At 43.3% G+C, this 20,058-nt stretch carries 16 protein-coding genes; 5 read left to right on the top strand and 11 right to left on the bottom strand.

The genetic code is table 11. The features are described from left to right. Positions 1-13: 13 nt before the first annotated feature. Positions 14-901, bottom strand: coding sequence for an SMP-30/gluconolactonase/LRE family protein (locus ACJJIQ_RS07335; RefSeq protein ID WP_445364169.1), 888 nt, complete (start codon positions 899-901; stop codon positions 14-16). A gap of 74 nt (positions 902-975) precedes the next feature. Continuing rightward, positions 976-1,821, bottom strand: a complete 846-nt coding sequence (locus tag ACJJIQ_RS07330; RefSeq protein ID WP_445364168.1) for an alpha/beta hydrolase family protein — start codon at positions 1,819-1,821, stop codon at positions 976-978. 549 nt (positions 1,822-2,370) lie between these two features. On the opposite strand from ACJJIQ_RS07330, the gene ACJJIQ_RS07325 reads away from it, so the two are divergent. Then, complete coding sequence (locus ACJJIQ_RS07325; protein WP_445361764.1) at positions 2,371-3,243, top strand: glycosyltransferase family 2 protein; 873 nt, start codon at positions 2,371-2,373, stop codon at positions 3,241-3,243. Between the two features lie 63 nt (positions 3,244-3,306). On the opposite strand, the gene ACJJIQ_RS07320 is transcribed toward ACJJIQ_RS07325, so the two are convergent. Both ACJJIQ_RS07320 and ACJJIQ_RS07315 read right to left on the bottom strand, forming a co-directional pair. Further along, entirely contained in the window at positions 3,307-4,452 is a 1,146-nt protein-coding gene (locus ACJJIQ_RS07320; RefSeq protein ID WP_445364167.1) for a hypothetical protein, read from the bottom strand. Positions 4,453-4,808: 356 nt separating this feature from the next. Next, the gene (locus ACJJIQ_RS07315; RefSeq protein WP_444927948.1) at positions 4,809-5,018 is read right to left on the bottom strand and encodes a hypothetical protein; all 210 of its coding nucleotides are present in this window, start codon (positions 5,016-5,018) and stop codon (positions 4,809-4,811) included. Positions 5,019-5,539: 521 nt separating this feature from the next. Between ACJJIQ_RS07315 and ACJJIQ_RS07310 the strand changes: the two genes are divergently transcribed. The 4 genes from ACJJIQ_RS07310 (at position 5,540) to ACJJIQ_RS07295 (ending at position 11,408) form a co-directional block, all read left to right on the top strand. Beyond that, on the top strand, positions 5,540-6,364 hold the full coding sequence (locus tag ACJJIQ_RS07310; protein ID WP_444927949.1) for a sulfite exporter TauE/SafE family protein: 825 nt from the start codon (positions 5,540-5,542) through the stop codon (positions 6,362-6,364). Between the two features lie 1,038 nt (positions 6,365-7,402). After that, positions 7,403-9,598 (top strand): hypothetical protein, encoded by a 2,196-nt coding sequence (locus ACJJIQ_RS07305; RefSeq protein WP_445364166.1) that lies wholly within the window; start codon positions 7,403-7,405, stop codon positions 9,596-9,598. A gap of 353 nt (positions 9,599-9,951) precedes the next feature. Beyond that, positions 9,952-10,455 carry a hypothetical protein gene (locus tag ACJJIQ_RS07300; RefSeq protein WP_444927951.1) on the top strand — a complete coding sequence of 168 codons (504 nt, stop codon included), beginning with the start codon at positions 9,952-9,954 and terminating at the stop codon, positions 10,453-10,455. Continuing rightward, on the top strand, positions 10,452-11,408 hold the full coding sequence (locus tag ACJJIQ_RS07295) for a histone deacetylase family protein (RefSeq protein ID WP_445364165.1): 957 nt from the start codon (positions 10,452-10,454) through the stop codon (positions 11,406-11,408). The genes ACJJIQ_RS07300 and ACJJIQ_RS07295 overlap by 4 nt, the downstream gene beginning before the upstream one ends. Positions 11,409-11,535: 127 nt before the next feature. Here ACJJIQ_RS07295 and ACJJIQ_RS07290 read toward each other — a convergent pair whose 3' ends face one another. The 7 genes from ACJJIQ_RS07290 to ACJJIQ_RS07260 form a co-directional block, all read right to left on the bottom strand. Further along, complete coding sequence (locus tag ACJJIQ_RS07290) at positions 11,536-12,417, bottom strand: DMT family transporter (RefSeq protein ID WP_444927953.1); 882 nt, start codon at positions 12,415-12,417, stop codon at positions 11,536-11,538. A 524-nt stretch (positions 12,418-12,941) separates the two neighbouring features. Next, entirely contained in the window at positions 12,942-14,246 is a 1,305-nt protein-coding gene (locus ACJJIQ_RS07285) for a condensation domain-containing protein (RefSeq protein ID WP_445364164.1), read from the bottom strand. 1,337 nt (positions 14,247-15,583) lie between these two features. Continuing rightward, positions 15,584-16,396, bottom strand: a complete 813-nt coding sequence (locus tag ACJJIQ_RS07280) for a hypothetical protein (protein WP_445364163.1) — start codon at positions 16,394-16,396, stop codon at positions 15,584-15,586. After that, a complete protein-coding gene (locus tag ACJJIQ_RS07275; protein WP_445364162.1) occupies positions 16,396-16,887 on the bottom strand; it encodes a hypothetical protein in 492 nt (163 codons plus the stop codon). Before ACJJIQ_RS07275 ends, ACJJIQ_RS07280 begins: the two co-directional genes overlap by 1 nt. Before the next feature lie 250 nt (positions 16,888-17,137). Then, positions 17,138-17,968 (bottom strand): IQM protein middle domain-containing protein, encoded by an 831-nt coding sequence (locus ACJJIQ_RS07270; protein WP_445364161.1) that lies wholly within the window; start codon positions 17,966-17,968, stop codon positions 17,138-17,140. Positions 17,969-18,241: 273 nt separating this feature from the next. Continuing rightward, positions 18,242-19,096, bottom strand: a complete 855-nt coding sequence (locus tag ACJJIQ_RS07265; RefSeq protein ID WP_445364160.1) for an alpha/beta hydrolase family protein — start codon at positions 19,094-19,096, stop codon at positions 18,242-18,244. Then, positions 19,089-20,024: an alpha/beta fold hydrolase gene (locus ACJJIQ_RS07260; protein WP_444917261.1), complete on the bottom strand. Its 936-nt coding sequence runs from the start codon at positions 20,022-20,024 to the stop codon at positions 19,089-19,091. The genes ACJJIQ_RS07265 and ACJJIQ_RS07260 overlap by 8 nt, the downstream gene beginning before the upstream one ends. Between the last annotated feature and the right edge of the window lie 34 nt (positions 20,025-20,058).

Raw genomic sequence — 20,058 nt, 5'->3', positions numbered from 1 at the left:
CAATCCACTCAGTCTATATCTTTGGGCGATATAGCTGCCTACCACGGCACGGTATTCCTACCCACTCTAAGCACCCTGCATCCAGAATCGTTACTACCGCCCCACCTCTCGAGTCTTCGCAAAAGGCTATATTCGTGGGACGCTTACCACAGGTGGGTATACGTTCGGCCACACTTCCCTCACCATCAAGAACGGTCACGTCACCTTGACCAAAAACTGCACAATATAATCGCCCGTCGCTACCGAAAGCCATCCCATCTGGCCCTACAAACCCCTCTGGCACCCCAACAACCACATTGCCGAAAAGCTCCCGCTTGGGGTGCGTTAACGAAGCGAGATCGTAGCGGTAGATATTGCCGCTAATAGTCTCCCCTACATACAGCTGGCCCCGATCATCAATGGCAATACCGTTGGGAAAACGTAATCCGGAATCAAGCTGTCGCAACACATCTCCATTGCGAGGATCTATCTCTAATACCTGTCCATCGTAGCGACAAGATCGGCAATCAGCTCGAATCACCTGCCCCTGAACAAAAATATCCGGGTCAATCCCGGAGTCGGTTATGTAAAGTAAGCCATTTTCACCAAAAACCAGATCATTGGGCCATAAGTAGGGCTGATCTTCTGGTCCGTCATAAGATTCAATAAGATCCCCATTTAGCCCCATGCGAACAAGCTGCTTACCCCCTCCATCTGCAATCCATAAATTGTCATACCCATCGATTGCCATGCCATTAGGTCGCCGAGCAGGATAGCCTATTTGTTGATATTGACCCTGCAAGTCAATACGGCTTATACAGTGCCGTCCAGATGCCATTTCAGTGACATAAATGCGGCCATCAGGCAGACAGATGGGCCCTTCTGGTTCTTGTAAGCCTCTACACAGTACTTGTCTTTCCATGCTAACGACCACAGACTCGAGTTGCTTAAAAAGGCATCATTTCTGATACGAGGGCGTATCAACGCCAGGAGGGACTAGTCCAGCCAACCTAATACGTTCCGCCAAAGACTCTCCTTGAACTCCTTTCGGAAAAACCCAAAGTGGCCTATTGATGTATTTCCAATAGAGCTGGTTTGAATCACCTCAATATCTGTATTCGCATTACAGTAAAAATCTCGCAATGCGTAGACAGCCTTCTCTGGTGCAAAGTCCTTATCGTCATCTATTAGCAGGAACTTCATATCACACTGCAAGCGCTCGAATCCCTCACGAATCGGCCGACCATGCTGATCGACAACGTAATCCTTATGTCGAGCCCAGTAAGCCCATTCACGAGCTATTCCTGCAGGTAGGTTCTCTCCCCCCCAAAGTACTCCAGGCACCCACCCCAAAACATTCGATAGCAAAGGAAATGCGCAGTACCATCCAAACAACAGCTTTGGCTGATACCTTGCATCCCAGTGCCCCCAATAACCGCTCTGAGAAGAAACACAATACACACTCGCAAATCGGGTGTTATTTGATGCAAGACCTACAATTTGACCACCGACACTATGGCAAATGCAGTGCCACTCCAAGCTTTTAGCTCGTTTGCTACACCAGTCAATCACTGCCGCCAAATCTCTCTCCCCCCAGGCTCTTAAGGTCAGCCGTTTGTCCCTTTGACTCTCGATAGCGGACTTTCCGATACCTCGGTAATCATAAGTAAGAACCAAATAGCCATTCCGGGCTAAGAAACAAGCAAAATCCCGATAGTAGCTCTGCTTAACCGCCATAGCAGAATTAATAATGATGCCGGCTTTGGGCACCTCACTCGGCGAGAATAGCCTTGCACCAAGCACTATCCCATCGTTAGTGGCGATTTGCTGAGCCTCAATCATTTACTCAAAAGTTGCCCCGTGTAATTCAACACAAAGCATTGGGGTAAGTTAAAATTTCACCCAATACTTCCGGTTTATAGCATGAGATATAATTAACAAGTTGATCCCTAACAGGTATTTCCTCCTTCCACGAGCAGTAAATTGACTTGAATATCCACTTTTCGACAGTTGCTATCCCCTAAAGACTAGAGCAAGTTAAAAGCCTTAATTATATCGCCCTATATAATGAGATTTGATGTTCCAGTTTATGAATTGAAAGGAGGTAGCTTTACCAAAAAGTCAAATAACATGGCAGACTATTGCTCTAGCTTTCCACTATTTCACCTGCAAATGTCCACGTGAGCTGCACAAAGATATACCCTGCCAATAATCCTCATATTCACTATCAAAAGTGCTAAAACTTCTAAGTACTCTAAAATGCAAGGATAAGGTTTGATAGCCGATCAATCCAGTCGCCAAGTTAAGGAGATTCGATTTATCGCTCACCTTATATTCCACCTGATTCACTTAAAATGATTTTGAGCTATAGACAACAGGAAGTTTAGGTGCATGTCCGATCGATTCAGTATTATTATGCCATGCTACAACGATTCTGACCTTCTGTATAACCTATTACAAGGCTACACTTTACAAACCTTTCCAAAGGAAAATTTTGAAATCATTATTGTAGATAACAACTCGCAAGACCCCAACATCCTGTCATGTTACAACCAGTTTAAGAACCACCTTACTTTAACTTTACTATTCAGACCTCAATTACCAGACCCATTTGCACTTAACTCGGCGCGAAACTTAGGGGTAAAGATTGCTAAATACGAGTGGTGTGTATTTACAGATAGTGATTGTATCCCCGCCCCGAACTATCTGGCAGAGATTCAAAAAATAATCAATGATTATGGGCCTAGTATCTGCATGACCGGGATAAGGGAATTTATTCACTCTAAAGATATTGACCCAGCAGAAATGGACGGCGACGGCAAGTACCTTGATGCATGCCCTAGATTTAATAGCCCATCAAATTATGGGCTCAGTAAAGATAGGCGCCTAGGGAAAATAGAGCAATTACCCAATACAGAACACCCCTGGGGGCACTTTTATGGCTGTAATATGGTGTTTAAAAGGCAGGATGTCATTAAAGTTGGTTTTTTCGATGAAAAATACGATGGAACCTGGGGTTACGATGACATAGACCTGGCTTATCGAGTTATCAATGAGCTCAAAGTTCAGCCAATTTTTATGAAAGAAGCCATTGTCTACCACCAAGACAACATAAATTTAACAGAGACAATCAATGGCAAGAGGAACAAAATTAAAGATTTGAGCAACCCAAACTATCAATATATCTGCAAGAGAATTTCCGGGTATTATGAGTTTAGTAATCGCGAATTCAAACGATTTGGGCTAACAACTACTGCAAGCTAACAATTGACCTGAGTGACCAACTTAAACGCGCCTAAATATTATTATACATTTTTCAAGCATCTATCAGATATCTGATAGTTCAATCTCGCTAGAGAAAGATTTCAGAAACAGAACAACCTTATCAAGAGAGAAAATAGCCTCATTAACAGCAACCTCAATATGATAACCATCAGAAGCTTTGCTAATAACAAAAACCAGTGCATCTCTTGTGATTGAATAGGTCGCGATACAGTCGACCTCTCGAGCAGGCAAATAACTAAATGTAAAGTCTTCATTAATACTTGATGTAACTTGCTTCTCAACTTTTAACATGTTGAGGAGCACCATTGCATAATATGCAATATGGTACCTTTTTAATAGGTATATTTGATACCTAGAGAGTTTATTTAGAGAAAAATAGAAACCAGATGCCGTATTTCCTACCCCAGCCAGTCTTTCACCCTGATCCGGAATGTTGTGAATAAACTCTTGTGTAATCAATATATTTGCTCGCTGCCTTTCAAAAGTACTGACAAAATTATCTATAAAAGATTTCAAGACATTTTCGAAAGATATCTCGCTAGATTCAACTTTAGCTGACACCAATACGATGTCATCGAGATCTCCTTTTATACAACCCTTTTCCTCCAAGAGAAATGGATTTGGCTTGCTCTCCTTCCTATTAAACATTCTCAGACTTAAACCTATAAATATAGCTTGGACCAGCCCTATAACTCGGTGAAAATTTGAGTATTGCCCATTACCCTTGTATATATGCATTATTGAAGAGCAATATGCATCTGACTTTTCCTGATCTTTCTTCAACAAGCAATTGGCATATTTAGAAAAGAGCAGGCCAGTGTAACCGGAAAAAAAGTCATGATTTGCTATAAAGCATACAGATGTGCTATCAAAGTGGATGTAGAAGGGGATCTTTTCAACCTCCAACCTCTTATATAGGGCCTTCCTTCCAACGACACCTGTCAGCTCTTCCCTCAGCGCCTTTATCTTTTCTAAGTAAAAGCGTTTCGGGTGAGGCGCGGTAGTCAATGCAACTAAGTTATAGAGTTTGTCTAGACAATCAGTAATTTCGCGCTGGTCACTTCTAGTGACAACATTTATAAGTAGAGTAGATACACTGCCATAACCTTTTAAGTGCTGCTGGACAAAGCTCTCTGGCGCTTCTATCGGCGTGAATAATCTGGATAGAAAGTTGGATTTGTCGGCCACGATACCACCTTACAAGGAAGGGATTGTCACTTCAGTCGATCACATACCATCTAAATTTAGTCAACTACCCTTATGGCCACAATTACTTCAAAGTTTTCCTTTGAGCAACTTAGCATAAAGAGGACGTAGAAAAAAATAAGACAAGTAGTTATTATCAGCTAACAACCATTAACACAACTGTGTATGCGCCGGGGTCCTTATCTAAATAATAACTAAAGAAAAACTACACGCCCATAGATACCTGACAGGGTTGTCGCAAGACGCATGTTTAATCAAATTATTTTCTTAAATTTAAAGCTAACGAAGCCTTATCTGATGATAAGCCTCACCATCTAAATAATTGGCAGACCAAGCTTCTAAAGTGACTCAACAACTGCAGTTGGATCAATCCTGAATACTGTTGCATGTGCCCACGTAGCCCCATAGAACCTTAACATGCTATAAATCGTTTGAGCCTGTTGAGTAAAGCATTGCCCTGTTCCAATACCGTTAAACACAATGGAAAATTGTTCTTTTATATGAAAAGTAAATATTTCAATACTCAAAGCAACCTTTATTAAACTCAATAAATCACCTTCACTCTAACCTGAAATGCATCTTGAATTATACAGATAGGGAAGCTTCAAATTTCTTTAAGTCTGGAAAGGTAAGTATATTTTTTGATCCTATCAAAATACTTATGCCTATGATTCCCATCCTTGCTCAGACCTAACCACACAAAGACATAAGCAAAGCAAACTTCATTAAATGCAAAAAATAGCCAATAGTTTCAATACTTATAGAGGCTAACACACCGGGTTAGTAGTTAGGAGCCAGGAAATGAGTAAATAGCTTTCTGATATAGTTCAAGTGCCAACCAAACACCACACCTTTACAGCCCAATATAAACCCCGTCTAGAGCTCAAACTTGAAAGGTGCAAATCCTACAGAGGCACCCTCCTCTATTTTTAAATGGGGGCTCGAATAGATTTTTTAAAAGTCAATTAGCTGGAACGCAAAAATCCTATGAAGCAATTTAATGTATCAAACAGCGCGACTCAGTGTATTTGGTTGCCTTTAAGAGTGACTAAACTATTAGACTATGGAAATGCTATTTGTTTACTTGTTACTCGGCGCCATCGCGGGTACTGCGGCAGGCCTCTTGGGGATTGGTGGAGGCTTAATCATCGTGCCTGCTTTGGTGTTGATTTTTTCTGCCACGGGTATCTCCCCCCAGGTGCTGACCCATATGGCGGTGGGGACTTCGTTGGCAACCATTATCGTGACTTCAATCAGTTCGGTCTGGGCACATAACGCAAAAGGTGCCGTTGACTGGCACCTATTTTGGATTATGACTCCAGGGATACTTGTAGGGTCTTGGCTGGGCGGCGTGACAGCAGACTTGTTACCTGGTGCTTGGTTGCAGCTATTGATTGGCGTATTTGCCATATTTATGGCCGTGCGTATGGGCTTAGGTGGATTGGCCTCGGCAACCTCACAAGAAAATGGCGGTCACTTACCCGGGACAGCCCCCTTGATCTGTTCCGGAGGAGTAATCGGATGGCTCGCAGCGATCTTTGGTATTGGTGGAGGGGCCTTGGTGGTTCCCTACTTATCGCACTTCGGTACAAAAATGCAGCGCGCTGTCGGAACCTCCGCTGCCTTTGGTCTGCCAATCGCTATTTCTGGTTCAATCAGCTTTGCCGTGCAAGGGTGGGACAATCAGTTACTACCAAAGTGGAGTAGTGGTTATATTTACTGGCCGGCTTTTGTGGGAATTGTACTTACCAGCGTGCTCTTTGCCAGGCTTGGTGCCAGCGTTGCACACAAGATATCTGCTAAGCGCTTAAAGCTGTGCTTTGCCTTACTGCTTTGTATTATCGGGGTTCGTTTTATCTGGCAAAACTTCAATCTGTTAGCTGGGCTAGGCTAGACCTACCCTCTGGATTGTTTTTAGCGGATCGGAAGTAAATAGTCAATTCCTCCCAAGCATCTATTATCAGATGCTCGCAATAGCCTTTGTGGTTTAAAAGACTACCAGTCGAATTACTCTTCCCAGCCCTTCGGATTACGCGACTGAACCATCTTTATAGGATATTAGTAACACAATGATTGGTATTTACCCCTAATGCATACCTACCAAACATTATGTACTTAAAGTGGAAAAGATTATTTTTAGCCATTGACAATCTCTACTGTCAAATTAGGAAAGACTGCCACCCGCGTTAAACTCGCCAGCAGGGAATTGAAATTTTAAAGATGGAAGTCCATTAAAATATAGTTACGAAAATAGTCATATTGGATTTTACACACAGGATAGACAACATGTAGGCCTCCGAAAAGAGCGCCGTGTTGCCGAGAGCTCAGCGCCTATCTCTGCACAGCCACTATATCAACCAGGCACTGACCATTTCTGAATCGGAATTCTTTGAGGCTTTGCGAAGACTTTGTGAGATAGTGGGAGCAGTACAACAAACTTATATTTGCTTCAATAAATGCTGATATCTTAGCGCAGGCTATTGCCGATGCTCCCTCCCCTGCGCACGCTGCAACTTAGTTCAAACCTTTTAGTACATTTATCTCCAGCCGCACCAACTTTAATGGAATTTATTCCAGCAACAGATTAACCCCCTACCCTTTCACTCTTGAAAACCTTATCAAAGAGCTAGCCAGCATCATTGGTAAAAACTATAGGACCAGCAATTCCAATTAAGATAACAGTCGCCCTACTTGATCTTCGACAAAAATTCTAGTGATTCCACGTAAAGCTTCTTCAGATGCTCAAACAGAGGGACTTCACCAGATTTCCTATCAAAATAATGTCCCTTTAGAGAAATTATTAAGTAATCCACAGAAAGGTAGATCAAGAGAACTAGAATGGCGCTCCCAATTCTAATAACTAAAAAGTGAGATTTTGTCGACAATTTCACAGATAACAATCGATTCCAATCGCACATTTACGGGCAAACTTATGAGCAAGCTATTCAGCAAGAAAACTTTGGCGCTGGCATTTACAGTCATACTGGCTTCATGTGGAGGAGGTGGAGGCTCTTCTTCAGATTCGGACCCGGCCCAATCATCTGGCGACAATGGCGGGGGCCAAGGCTCTGGAGATGGAGGCGGTTCAGGTAGTGGTAGCGGCTCTGGGGATAGCGGATCGGGGACCCTTCCAGACAACGAACCTGGTACCGTGACTGTTGGCGATATAGAAACGGCAGATCTGGGGTTTGCACAGATTACTTCCCGGGATATCACATTGCCGAATGGCCAAACCAATGCCGAAGAAGTCCATGGACTCCCACACTATATAGCCAGAACAGATAGTAATCAGGATGACAATCTACAGTCTGTGCCCATGCGAAGTTACACCACAGCTTGCGCAACCGACACTGATAGACCCAGGATGTTTGTTTCCAAAACCCTTAGCGAAGGTAGTGGAGAAGATGAAACCACTTATGGCACTGTTTATGAGCTGCAATATAATCCTGAAACTCTAAGCTTCGACCAAACCGGCAATACCACAATTCTAAAACAATGCTACGAAGCCCATGGTATCGCAGCTAGCGCTGATTGCTCACGGGTTGCCGTCTTGTGCAACACCGAATACCAGGCAAACGAGCGCTATGACGTACAAGGGGATCTGGTTGAGCAATACGGTAGCGACTGGATGAAGATGGAAAATAATATCAGTGCTATTGACGGACGTATTGAAAGGGATATCGGCCTGATGATATCTACCAATCACAGTCAATACATTGGCTATTTTACGGACCACCCCGCACTGAAGTTCGAGGACTTCCTACCTGGACTAAAAGAAAATTTCCCCGAGACTGACTTCGGCGACTCCCCGACCTTTAAGACAATTAAAGGTAACGAAATGCAAGAGGAGATGGCTTATATAGTCGATCAACTCTCTGATGCCGACTATAACGCTATGGTCGAGTATATTCGCGAGAATGGCTATAAATATAATGATCAGATCTGGCTAATGGAGTGGGATAGCTTAGCGCTTAGCGAGAAGCCTGCGGCCTACGTTGTAACCAAGATGCACGGTGGTGGCCACGCCGGAGCCCAAGAGCTTATCTATGTCGAGAATGATAGCCAAGGCCGCACCAGCTACGCCTTCTCAGTAACTGCTCGGGTTTTTGATAGCAGCTATGGTGGCTCCCACTATTCTGCTGGAATGACTGTTATTGATCGCGATAACTGGTCCTTAAATATGAGTGGCAGTAATAACAGAGGCTGGTATTGGCTTTGCGGCTACGGTCATGTCTTGAACATCCGGGCATTTTATAATCCTGGTACCGAAAAATATGGAGCAATTTGCACTAGCGATGGCGGTCAATATAGTCAATCGCGCGGATTAAACACTATTGCCATCAAGATGGAGGATATTTCCTCTACCAGTAGATTTGAAGGTTACTACAATTACCTGATCCCCTCCGACAATGCATTTTTCTCTAACGGAGGTGGACATACTGTAGTCCCTGTGGATGAAGATACTAACTTATCTCTCATCGTCTCCCCCAAGTACATTGATGATGAGGAAATGAATCGCTTCCTGCAAAGCGAATACGGCATTGATACCAGCACTGAAGGGCCTTTTGACCAGCAATGCTCATCCGATGATACGAACTGCTTCTTTTCCTACATGTCAAACAGCGATAATCCAACCATTTCAAGACAGGGGCTACGCAGTGGGGATGCTCTGGAATCCTCATCCCTGACTCGCATTGGTATTGCTAAAGTGGATGGTGAAGGAAGTATCGAGGGGGAAGGCTTTAAATGGCTTGTAGAAGAGCCCGACTGTCAAATCAGTAATCCACAACTTATCGACTTGAAAAATGGACGTTACCTATTTGGCTATGCGCAATTTCAGTGTATTTCCGACAACCTTTCTTATAACCGGAGTTCCGCTAAAAATGGGGCAATGCGGATGCTTGTTCCGAGAGCCTACTATGTTATGGAAATTGATGCAGACCTAAATGTATTGGAAGGCCCTGTAAAGCTGACGAATTTTGGTTGGGGCGGACTTGACGAACCTGTCTTCATGGGCAACGGTAAAGTCGCTTGGTCATATATCAAGAACCCTACAATTGATAGTTACGGCGGCGGCAAGCAGAATGTTTGGCAAGCGATGATTTACCACTCAAATAGCGCCAATTGATTCATTCATAAAAAGTAAAACTAGCTGTGATAAAAATAGAGAATTTTGCTCTCTATTTTTATCACACAACTATTAGACCTCCAGAAGCTACAAAGATAAAGAAGTGCTATTCACCTATTTATCGACCAATAGCAAAACCTGGTCGAATAAAAAACTCAAAACTACTGTTTCTTCACACAATGACTACTGGATCGGTAGAATAATACGGCAACAGCTCAGTGTAATTGCTTGAAACTACGTACCCAGATACAAGTATGCTAACCTCCCGCCTAAATAAAATTAGTCACTGAACTAACTGTCCTTTCTTCATTGAGTTTTGAATTTAGAAGCCACTACGCAATAAGGAGATCGCGATGGCTATTACTGTTCATGTCTGGAAGCAAAAGACCGGGAATGTCGGACATGCTTCCATCACCATTGATAACACCTATATCAGCTACTGGCCTTCTTCAGCGGCAGGGAAAAAGGACTTTAAAATCGGCCGATCTCACAGCCCTTCCTTTCCAAGTGGTTATCGAGTTGATAGACGTCTCGAGGGTGGTGATGCGGATCAGAACATTCTTATCGATGGGCTGAATGAAACAAAAATGATTGAAGCCTGGGAAAACTTCAAGGGCGAGCAGAAGCATTACAATATGAAGGACCAGAATTGCTCGACGGTCGTTGCCTGGTTACTTGAGACTGGCTCAGGGTTCGCATCACCTGGAAAAGGAGGAATCAAAATCAGTGACTGGGCAGCAAGTCCTATTCATCGTATTCTCTTCCAGTTACGCTTTTTTGGTAATCATATTGATATGTGGACACCCAATGATGTGTTAGCTTATGCGCTACAAATTCGAAGCCAGATAACCTCATGAGCCTACCGCTATTCTACTCGCCAAATTACAACATCAGCTTGCCGCTGCTTTCCAGCTTGCATCCTTTTGATGGCTGTAAATATGAGAAAGCATTGGCACTGATTAATGCCGAGTCAGAAGCGAACATTGAGTTAAGAGTTGTTTCAGAGCCTCTTAGTCAAGACTGGCTATTATCTGTACATACGCAGCCCTATTTAGATAGCTTACATCAATCGAAAACACTGGCTCGCGTTATAGAGATGCCGCTACTGCGCTTGCTGCCCGCAGGCGTATTAAATAGATATTTCATGAAGCCAATGCGCTTTGCAGCTGAAGGCACTTGCTTGGCGGTACAGGAAGCCTTGAGTAAGAAAGCCTCTACCTTAAATCTCGGTGGAGGCTATCACCACGCATTTGCTGGTCACGGTGAGGGGTTCTGTGCTTTCGCCGATGTAGCCATTGCTATTAATCGTGCCCGCAAACAGCACCTGCTCTCACCAGATGACAATATCTGGGTAATTGACCTTGATGCCCATAGAGGGAATGGGTTTGCTGACTGGGCCATGGAGGACCCCAATATACATATCTTTGATATGTACAATATGCAAGCCTACCCCGGCTTGCACCCCGATGAGCAGGAATCTCGCTGGCCATTTTTAGTCCCCCTAAAGCAAGGAACAGATACTAAAGGTTACCTCAGTCGGTTGGAGTCGGAATTTTCGGACTTCATTAAGCAGAGTCCGCTGCCTAAATTGGTTATCTACAATGCAGGCACAGATATTATTGCCCAGGACAAGCTGGGGGGGCTCCAGGTCAGTATCGATGGGGCCAGAAAAAGGGACCAATGGCTGGTTGACCAGATTCAATCGCTGGATGTGCCTATGGTCACCGTAACCAGTGGCGGCTACTCCGAAAACTCCTATCGTCTAATAGCTGACTTAGCGATTTACCAGGCGAAAAAGGTAACAAGTTGAAGCTCTGGAGAGGCCTCTGTCATTGAGAAAAGTGGCCCAGTAAACAACCGCTCTCTAACCCACCAAATTTTTCAAAGACTTTTGAGTATTTAGGCACTTGATTGACGCTGGAGTACTGAGCACCAAGTTACTCTTTGAGCTCTTTCGCCCGCAACCAAGCCAACCCAAGACCAGCGGCAACCGTAATACCCATGCCTATCACACCACGGATACCGAATTCTGTGTCAAACATAAAACGATCAGCTAACACACCGACGAGGATCGCACTGTAAAACAGTGCCCCAACGAGGTAAGCAGGTGCAACACGATTAGCGATCGTGTAAGCAAGATTCTGTGGAACAAACAGCAGCGCTGGAATCGCGAGAATCCATAGCGACGATGTCTCTACCTTCGCCCCCTCCCAGAATACAATAGATAAGCTAAAGACCAACATCCCAACAGCGAAATAGAACATGATGCGCTCAGGTGGTTCCGTCCGGCCTGCGACACCGGTTGTGATACTACCCGCTGCACGCGCTACTCCCGCCAGCAACGCAAGGAGTGAATAGGGATTGAAAATGCCCTGAACACTGTGCTGGATCAAAATGAGGCATACTCCCAAGAATGCCAGTATCGCAAGAAAGATAGTGGCGATACTAACCCGGTGACCGAGGAATACTCGGGCCATCAACATGGCAAAGAATGGATTCGTGCTTTCCAGCACCAGCGCATCTGCGATGGGTATTCCCTTGACCGCCCAGTAAAAGGCAGCAAAATAGACAAAACCTGATATGGAGCGAAGGACAAGGATCTGAGGATTCACCGGCCTTATCCCCGCCACCCCTTGTCGCATCAGAAGAAACATACCCGACAATGGAGCAAGTAATATGACCTGTGCAGCCAATAGCAGAAATGGGCTAAGGCCTGCACCAGAACCCAGCTTTCCGGCAATACCAAGACACCCCATCAGCACTCCGCCGAGAAGAGCTAACCCAACACCCAGGGAATGATTTTGATAAGTAGATGGCAAACTGTCACTACCTTTGGCAATTAGAGGTCAAACCTGCCTGAGAGGTAATAATGATGCCTTCATTTATGTATCGGGCGGGTCATTACAGAGCAGGACTCTATGTAACATTAGCCCCCCGATTGATTCATTTCCTATTGGGCAAGCCAAAGAGTTTGGCGCAGTAATTACTTGCCTGCCGGCGTCAGTTTCCCTGTAACAAAAAATATGAACTTCATAATATGAAATCTGAGCTTTGACCACTTTAAGATCAAGAGTATTAATCCTGTCCCCAGTTCTGCCTCAACAGATATACAGCATAAGCGATTGTCGGCACTACCTTTCTGCCAGACGTAACCCCACATAATATCTAGTTACTTCTCCTTGCGGTTTATATCAAACCCTTTGTGCGTCATCGCACAAGGGTAGTTGGCAGCCCTAAATTACTTCAAATTGGTGGTGGAGCGTAAGAATCTATAGGCGCTCGCTTGAATATGACGATTGTACCCACACCCTGTTTACTAAAATCGAGTTATGCCCTACGATCGCTAACTTGCATAAAGATCACTGCTCTCGGAAAACTCTCTTAGTGTCTTCATATATTTTTCTACATACTTTAAAGCACTTTCTTTGCTAACTAGCGGTTCACAATGCCCGAAAACAAACACCCCTTCTCCATCTATTGTACAAGTCACTAGCATTATTGGGTGTTCTCCATGTGTTTGAACAGTCATAGCCACACCAAAGTCAAAGAACATTAAGGAGCCTGTATACTCACTGATATCCCCTACATTGGATACACAAATCCCAGAGGGGAAATAGTCTTTCTCAGCACTAGAATTTTTAGCCAAATGTTTGATCTCATCAAGGCTGTAATCAGGCACAAGTGGAGGTTTAAAAAAATGCCCATTTCGCAATTGCAAATAAACTTTTCTTTGAATTAAACGTGCGAGGTTTAATAAGTCGAGACTAGTTTCATCTGAGGATAAGGATATAGTTAATACAGTTGTACATTCCCCGATAACATCTCGATCTATCTGGCGTTTACACAAATATTGTGCATTTATAGGTAACGTTAACTCTGTTGTTGAGCGAAAACTTGGTAATGACTGGGCAGCAATAACAGCAATGGCATTATAAATAGAGGTAACCTGAACATTCTCACGCTTTGAAATTAAATGTAAATAGGAACATAATTTTTTAGGGAGGACACGGTACATAGAACATCCCATTCTAAGGGAGGCGTTTGCTGCCTGCTCTACTGGCCACTTTGGAGAAACGTCATTTCCGCCACCAACTGCCGATTGTCTTTTTTTAAGGTGTTTTATGGAACTAACATACTCCACCACCGATTTTTGCATGATCGAAGCAGAGGGTTTACTTCCTGAACCCCCTCTCAAGAACCGATCCAAATCTCTAACCAAGATTAATAAGGAGCGTCCATCCATGGCAGCATGGCTTACCATAAAAGCAATCCACTTTACTTCTTCCTGCTCATTCATATAAACCGTGAAACGATACACATATTTATCCAGCTCAAGAACTTTACTTCCTAAGCGCCTGAACTCTTCCTGATAATTTAAAGGCATTGCATCATGCTTTATTTCAAAAGGAATAGTTTCAAACCCCACATCACAGAACCAATAGGCATGAACATTTTTTTCTATACGAGAGCGGAGCATTGGGTGCAGGTTATGGAGGTATTCCATTCCCTTTAGTAATTCTTCGATACCGAGAGAATTACATACCCTGAAGAAGACTGCTAGTTGAACTGCGCCATTTGACTTTTCAGTCAACTCTACAGAGAGTGCTTCCTGAGCTCCAAGCTCACGAAAAGGTTTTGTATTTTTCATTGCAGGCTCTTCCCAGTCGGGAGATCACTGTCAATAGTATAGAACGAGAAAGCGCTATACCCTTGAAACATTTATAACAATCGATTCTAGATAACCACGAGACTCACACAAACCTTATAGATCTCGGCGCCATAGGTAATGAGTTCTCTTTCCACCTACTTATTGATGATATCTTTCAGGACCTTCATGAACTTTCACTTACTGTCAACGCCGCTCAATATTCTCCGCCTAACAAATACAAACAAATGATAAGCAACAACTACAAATCCGACCTTGCACCCCATCTGAATTGAGTTGATTGCCTTTTCATTCTCTGAATCAAAAAACAGTGAATACACATGTGCAATAACATTTGTTAAATCAATCAACACAACCATTAAGAATATGACCAACCAATAACAAAACAATAAGAGCCTATTAAGGTTCATAAATATCAATCCATTTCCTCAGCGACTGTTAACTATCACCCCAACCTCTAGTTACTTCTCCTTGCAGCGTTTATCGAACCTAATGGGTTCCATCACACAACTAGGTTTTTTAATTTTTTACCATACCTTTGCCCTGACTTGAAGGGAAACATCCCTCGATACCGGTAACAATAATATAACGAGCTCTCATCTCTAGTCTTTTGGTGTCCTGGATTTATCATTTAGGATAAACCACTCCCTTTAGTCAAATATTGTATTCACCAGGAAGCAACTAGCCTTAAACTCCCGTTAGACTCTCTATGTACTTTCAACTCACGCTTGAACGCCCCCAAAACCATGACCCACATGCCACCCAATATTCTTCATCGCGCCCCTGCAAATAAAATACATCTTGAATATCGGACACCTTCCAAATCAACTTACTCTTGATTAGGTTGTTATTTTCTATACTTAAAATTTCTACGTTATTTGATTTTGCCCATAACTCAATCTTTTTTCTAAAGTAATTATATCGCACTATTAACAGAGTATATGGAAGCCCTCCAAAGCAACCTACTACCACCATCAGTATTCCATGGTACAGATACAATCCAACTAGATTAAAAAAAGTCGCACAATTCGTAGCGAAAGCGTCACAAATATTGACACATTAGGACCAGCAGGATCAAATACTGTGCAAGCACATGCCCCCTATATAGATATCGCTTACTACCGCAACACCCGGTCCACTACCACCACTGCTAACATCTTCATTCAACATTCAGGCCTCCTGAATTATTTTGAAAACTGATGCTTCCAGACTAATGAAGAGGATAGCTTAAGCAGTAAAACACAAGTGTTGACCTATTCTGATCTCAATATAGATATTGTGGGTAGATCTTGTAATCTCACAGTATCCCTCGCAGATCACTAACTTATATGTAAATCATTGCTCTCGGAAAAGTCTCTTAGTGTCTTCATATATTTTTCTACATACTTTAGAGCACTTTCTTTGCTAACTAGCGGTTCGCAATATCCAAAAACGAACACGCCTTCTCCATCTATTGTACAAGTCACTAGCATTATGGGGTGCTCTCCATGTGTTTGAACGGTCATAACCACACCAAAGTCAAAGAACGTCAAAGGGCCCGTATACTCACCTATATCCCCTACATTGGATACGCAAATCCCAGATGGAAAGTAATCTTTTGCAGCACTAGAAGCTTTAGCCAAATGTTCGATCTCAACAAGGCTGTAATCGGGCACAAGTGGAGGTTTAAAAAAATGCCCACTTCTCAACTGCAAATAGACTTTTCTTTGAATTAAACGCGCGAGATCTAACAAGTCGAGACTAGTTTCATCTGAGGATAAGGATATAGTTAATACAGTTGTACATTCCCCGATAACATCTCGATCTATCTGGCGTTTACACAAGTACTGTGCATTTATAGGTAACATTAACTCTGTTGTTGAGCGGAAACCTGGTAATGACCGGGCAGCGATAACAGCAATGGCATTATAAATAGAGGTAACCTGAACATTCCCATGCTTTGAAAGTAAGTGTAAATGGGAGCATAATTTTTTGGGGAGGACACGATACATAGAACATCCCTTTCGAAGGGAAGCGTTTACTGCCTGCTCTACAGGCCACTTTGAAGAAACATCATTTTCGTCACCAACTGCCGACTTTCTTTTTTTAAGATGCTTTATGGAACTAACATAATCCACCACCGATTTTTGCATTATCGAAGCAGAGAATTTATCTTCCGCCCCCCTCTCAAGTACCGATCCAAATCTCTAACCAAGAGTAATAAGGAGCGTCCATCCATGGCAGCATGGCTTACCATAAAAGCAATCCACTTTACTTCTTCATCCTCACTCACATAAACCGTGAAACGATAAGTATACTTATCTAGCTTAAGAACTTTACTTCCTAATCGCTTGAACTCTTCCTGATAATTTAAAGGCAATGCACCATGCTTTATTTCAAAAGGTATCGCCTTAAAAGCTACATCACAGAACCAATAAGCATGATGATTTTTTTCTATACGAGAACGGAGCATTGGGTGCAGGTTATGGAGGTATTCCATTCCCTTTAGCAATTCTTCGACGCCGAGAGACTTATATGCCCTGAAAAAGACAGCCAGTTGAACCGCACCGTTTGACTTTTCGGTCAACTCTACAAAAAGTGCCTCCTGAGCCCCAAGCTTACGAAAAGGTTTTACTTTTTTCATTGCAGGCTCTTCCCAGTAGGGAGATCACTGCCGATAGTATAGAACGAGAAAGCGCTATTGCCACATAACATCTATAAAAATCGATTCAAGATAACCACGAGGTATGCACAAAAAAACATAGCTGTAAACGCCAAAAACAAGGCTCACATAGCTTAAGAAACTTGCAAATCGCCTAGAAAACCCACATCGCCGCACTCCAGATATACTCGAATATAGTTAGACAAAAATAAAACTATACGCTAAACAACCTTCACCGCCATCTACATTCAGTCGAAGTACTAAAGCTTATATCCGTATATCCTAACAACAATAACTGGGCACGAAGTTGATCAATGGCAACTGGAGTAGGCCGATAATGACCAGAACAAGTGTTAACGAAAACTATCTTTCCACCCTCCGCCACGATCTCACCCGCTGCTGCAACACTATCTCCTGCCAGAAACGTCGAATGAGCAAAGACTGGCTTTGGGTAAAAGTAACTTGAATATATATTCCCATTCTTATCCATAACATAGATAGCGGCTCTACCATTATAATCTTCTGCCTGTTGTGCACGCCTAGTATCAAAAAGCTCACCAGTAGAGTCATAAATCTTCCCGTCCATCACCGATAGTTTCGTCCCCTCTCGCTGGGCATCTGTGTAATAAATAACATATGCAGGACACATATATTTAAATTTTTTAAGGCACCTTACATCTTCACCCTTGTATTTTGAATGAAGTTCAAAAAGCCTGTAGTTTTTTATTTTTGAATTACCATGTACCGCAACACTAGAGATACTTTCATTAGCCCTATTCGTATCGTTCATAGTAAGAATCCACTGGGAGATTCCTTCTGGTGCACATCTGCCCGCATTAACCCCATGGTAATTACATGTATTTTCACCTGACCACCAGTCAGTTGGTCTAGGCAATACACTATTGGAAAGACCTATTTCCATTAAGTATTCTGGTGTTTCATTTACATTTCTGCTCTCAACTATAAATGCCCTATCACGATAAGCCATACCGCTTGAGGGCTGGCCGCAATAGAGCGCAGTCAAAAGTACGGCAATAACTTTCTTTAGATTCTTAACGACCATTATCGGCAACTCTTTCGCAACTGAAAAGGACGGGAGAATACAGTGGTCTCAAAACGCGCTGTGAATAGGTGTTTATAAGCTTTCAGCCGGCATCTATGCCTATATTGTCCCGCACGCACTGTATTTTCCTTCGCAAATTTAAGTTTTTCAGTCATCAAAACCCACTCTAAGAAGAAAACCCAAGACTAACCAGCAGGACCTGATACATAAGAGTAAATAGTATGACGAGTGGGGCGACTTCCAAATCAAAATAGAAATGGTCCCCCTAGATGCTCAAGCCGCAGCATTCAACCAACCTAAAGTGTCCCTCCACAAACTATCTTCGTAGCGCGCCTTGAAGAAACCAAAATGACCTATTGGCTTTGTATCCACGGCTTTAGCATTCACAATCTGCATTTCAGTATTTGCATTACAATAGAACGCCTTGAGAGCCTTCACAGCCTGCAGTGGAGCAAAATCTATATCATCATCTATGTATAGAAACTTCATATTGCACTCTAGACGGGAGAAGCCATCTCGTACGGGCCTACCTCTCTGGTCGACAATATAGTCTTTATGGCGCCCCCAGTAGGCCCACTGCCGAGCAATACCTGCGGGTAAACTCTCACCTCCGAGGAAAAGGCCTGGAACCTGCCCCAAAATATTTGATAAGAGCGGAATCATAGCGAACCATGCAAACAATATTTTGGGCCTCTGACGCAATCCCCAGTGACCCCAATACCCGCTTTGGGAGGATACACAGTAGACACTGGCAAGTTGGGTATTGTTATCTGCGAAGCCAATAATTTGGCCCCCTACACTATGCCCCACACAATGCCAGGTTAGCGTTTTGTATTGGCTAGTAGACCAATCGATAACAGCGGCCAAATCGTACTCTCCCCACGAGCTCATAGATAGTCGAGAGTCTCGTTGATTGGCAACCGCAGACTTACCTATACCTCGATAGTCATAGGTCACTACCAAGTAGCCATTCTTAGCCAGGAATTTTGCAAATTCAGCATAATAGCCCTGCTTGACCGCAGTAGCCGAATTTATGATTACCCCCGCTTTAGGCAGACCTTTTGGTGAAAATAGCGTTGCCCCGAGAGATAGGCCATCCTGAGTTACTATTCGACATTCTTCAATCATTACTTGAGACCTCCATATCTTGGTCTAATACAAAATTTATGAGAGGACCCAGCACCACATCCGGAGCCTCCAGCTCAGGGAAATGTCCAGCTTCTGCTATGCGTAGTAGAGAGGCCTCCGGGATCATATTCAAACTTGAATGCTTACAAGTACATCTATGAGAAAGGTCCCGCTCCCCCCAAAGAAATAAGGCTCTCACTGTTAAGGGTTTGGAGAAAAGAGTACCCTGCAAAGGAGATTCGCCGACTAATAATCGTTGAAAAGCTGACGCCAGATTAAAAGTTGCTCCATGTTGGTAGGCTTGTTGGGCCAATTCATTAAACGGTGTGATCAGCTCACTCCTCCCTAGCGCAGCTTCAAACCAGGCAAGTGTTCGCTTACGTTTCAGAGCTTTTAGCAACAGCTGACTTAAAATTGGCTTGCTCAGCAATCCTCGTGGATCTCTCCCCTCCTTCCATCTCAACATTTCTCCCCAGCTCGGTACTTGAGATAGCACTATGTGGTCAAGCAAATCTGGGCGCTTGTACGCAAGTGCAATTGCTCCAAAGCCGAGTACGCATGGAGCAACAAGCGTCACACATCCAAGGGCAAGGTTTTGTAAAAACACCTCGGTAAGGCTAACCAAAGATGCAAAGTTATAATCAAGACTCGTTGAAGGAATGGAAAAACCAAAGCCAGGTGGTTCAAATATTACAACGGTGAAATCACTTGGAACTTGGCTTACAAGATAGTCATAATGCTCAATAACAACTGGCGGATCTGCTTCAAAAACAATTACACGGCTGCCTCGCCCTATCTTTCGATAGCGAATCACACAAGAGCCCAAATCCATAAACTGAATACCATCTCTTGAGTGAGCTGCGTACCCTTTAAGGGTTTGACTTTTAAGCAAACTCGGCACAAAGCCATCTATAACTGCCGATATCATACTCTGGCCACCTGATTACTTTAGATACTCAATC

Source organism: Microbulbifer maximicatervae (SeqCode), assembly GCF_052468295.1.
The sequence above is the reverse complement of the archived record's forward strand: the minus strand, read 5'-3'. Positions and strand labels throughout refer to the sequence as shown.

Excerpts from the sequence above, each read along its gene's own strand:
- ACJJIQ_RS07335 (WP_445364169.1), bottom strand. The coding sequence starts at position 901 with ATGGAAAGACAAGTACTGTGTAGAGGCTTACAAGAACCAGAAGGGCCC.
- ACJJIQ_RS07330 (WP_445364168.1), bottom strand. The coding sequence starts at position 1,821 with ATGATTGAGGCTCAGCAAATCGCCACTAACGATGGGATAGTGCTTGGT.
- ACJJIQ_RS07325 (WP_445361764.1), top strand. The coding sequence starts at position 2,371 with ATGTCCGATCGATTCAGTATTATTATGCCATGCTACAACGATTCTGAC.
- ACJJIQ_RS07310 (WP_444927949.1), top strand. The coding sequence starts at position 5,540 with ATGCTATTTGTTTACTTGTTACTCGGCGCCATCGCGGGTACTGCGGCA.
- ACJJIQ_RS07305 (WP_445364166.1), top strand. The coding sequence starts at position 7,403 with ATGAGCAAGCTATTCAGCAAGAAAACTTTGGCGCTGGCATTTACAGTC.
- ACJJIQ_RS07300 (WP_444927951.1), top strand. The coding sequence starts at position 9,952 with ATGGCTATTACTGTTCATGTCTGGAAGCAAAAGACCGGGAATGTCGGA.
- ACJJIQ_RS07295 (WP_445364165.1), top strand. The coding sequence starts at position 10,452 with ATGAGCCTACCGCTATTCTACTCGCCAAATTACAACATCAGCTTGCCG.
- ACJJIQ_RS07285 (WP_445364164.1), bottom strand. The coding sequence starts at position 14,246 with ATGAAAAATACAAAACCTTTTCGTGAGCTTGGAGCTCAGGAAGCACTC.
- ACJJIQ_RS07280 (WP_445364163.1), bottom strand. The coding sequence starts at position 16,396 with ATGCAAAAATCGGTGGTGGATTATGTTAGTTCCATAAAGCATCTTAAA.
- ACJJIQ_RS07275 (WP_445364162.1), bottom strand. The coding sequence starts at position 16,887 with ATGAAAAAAGTAAAACCTTTTCGTAAGCTTGGGGCTCAGGAGGCACTT.
- ACJJIQ_RS07270 (WP_445364161.1), bottom strand. The coding sequence starts at position 17,968 with ATGGTCGTTAAGAATCTAAAGAAAGTTATTGCCGTACTTTTGACTGCG.
- ACJJIQ_RS07265 (WP_445364160.1), bottom strand. The coding sequence starts at position 19,096 with ATGATTGAAGAATGTCGAATAGTAACTCAGGATGGCCTATCTCTCGGG.
- ACJJIQ_RS07260 (WP_444917261.1), bottom strand. The coding sequence starts at position 20,024 with ATGATATCGGCAGTTATAGATGGCTTTGTGCCGAGTTTGCTTAAAAGT.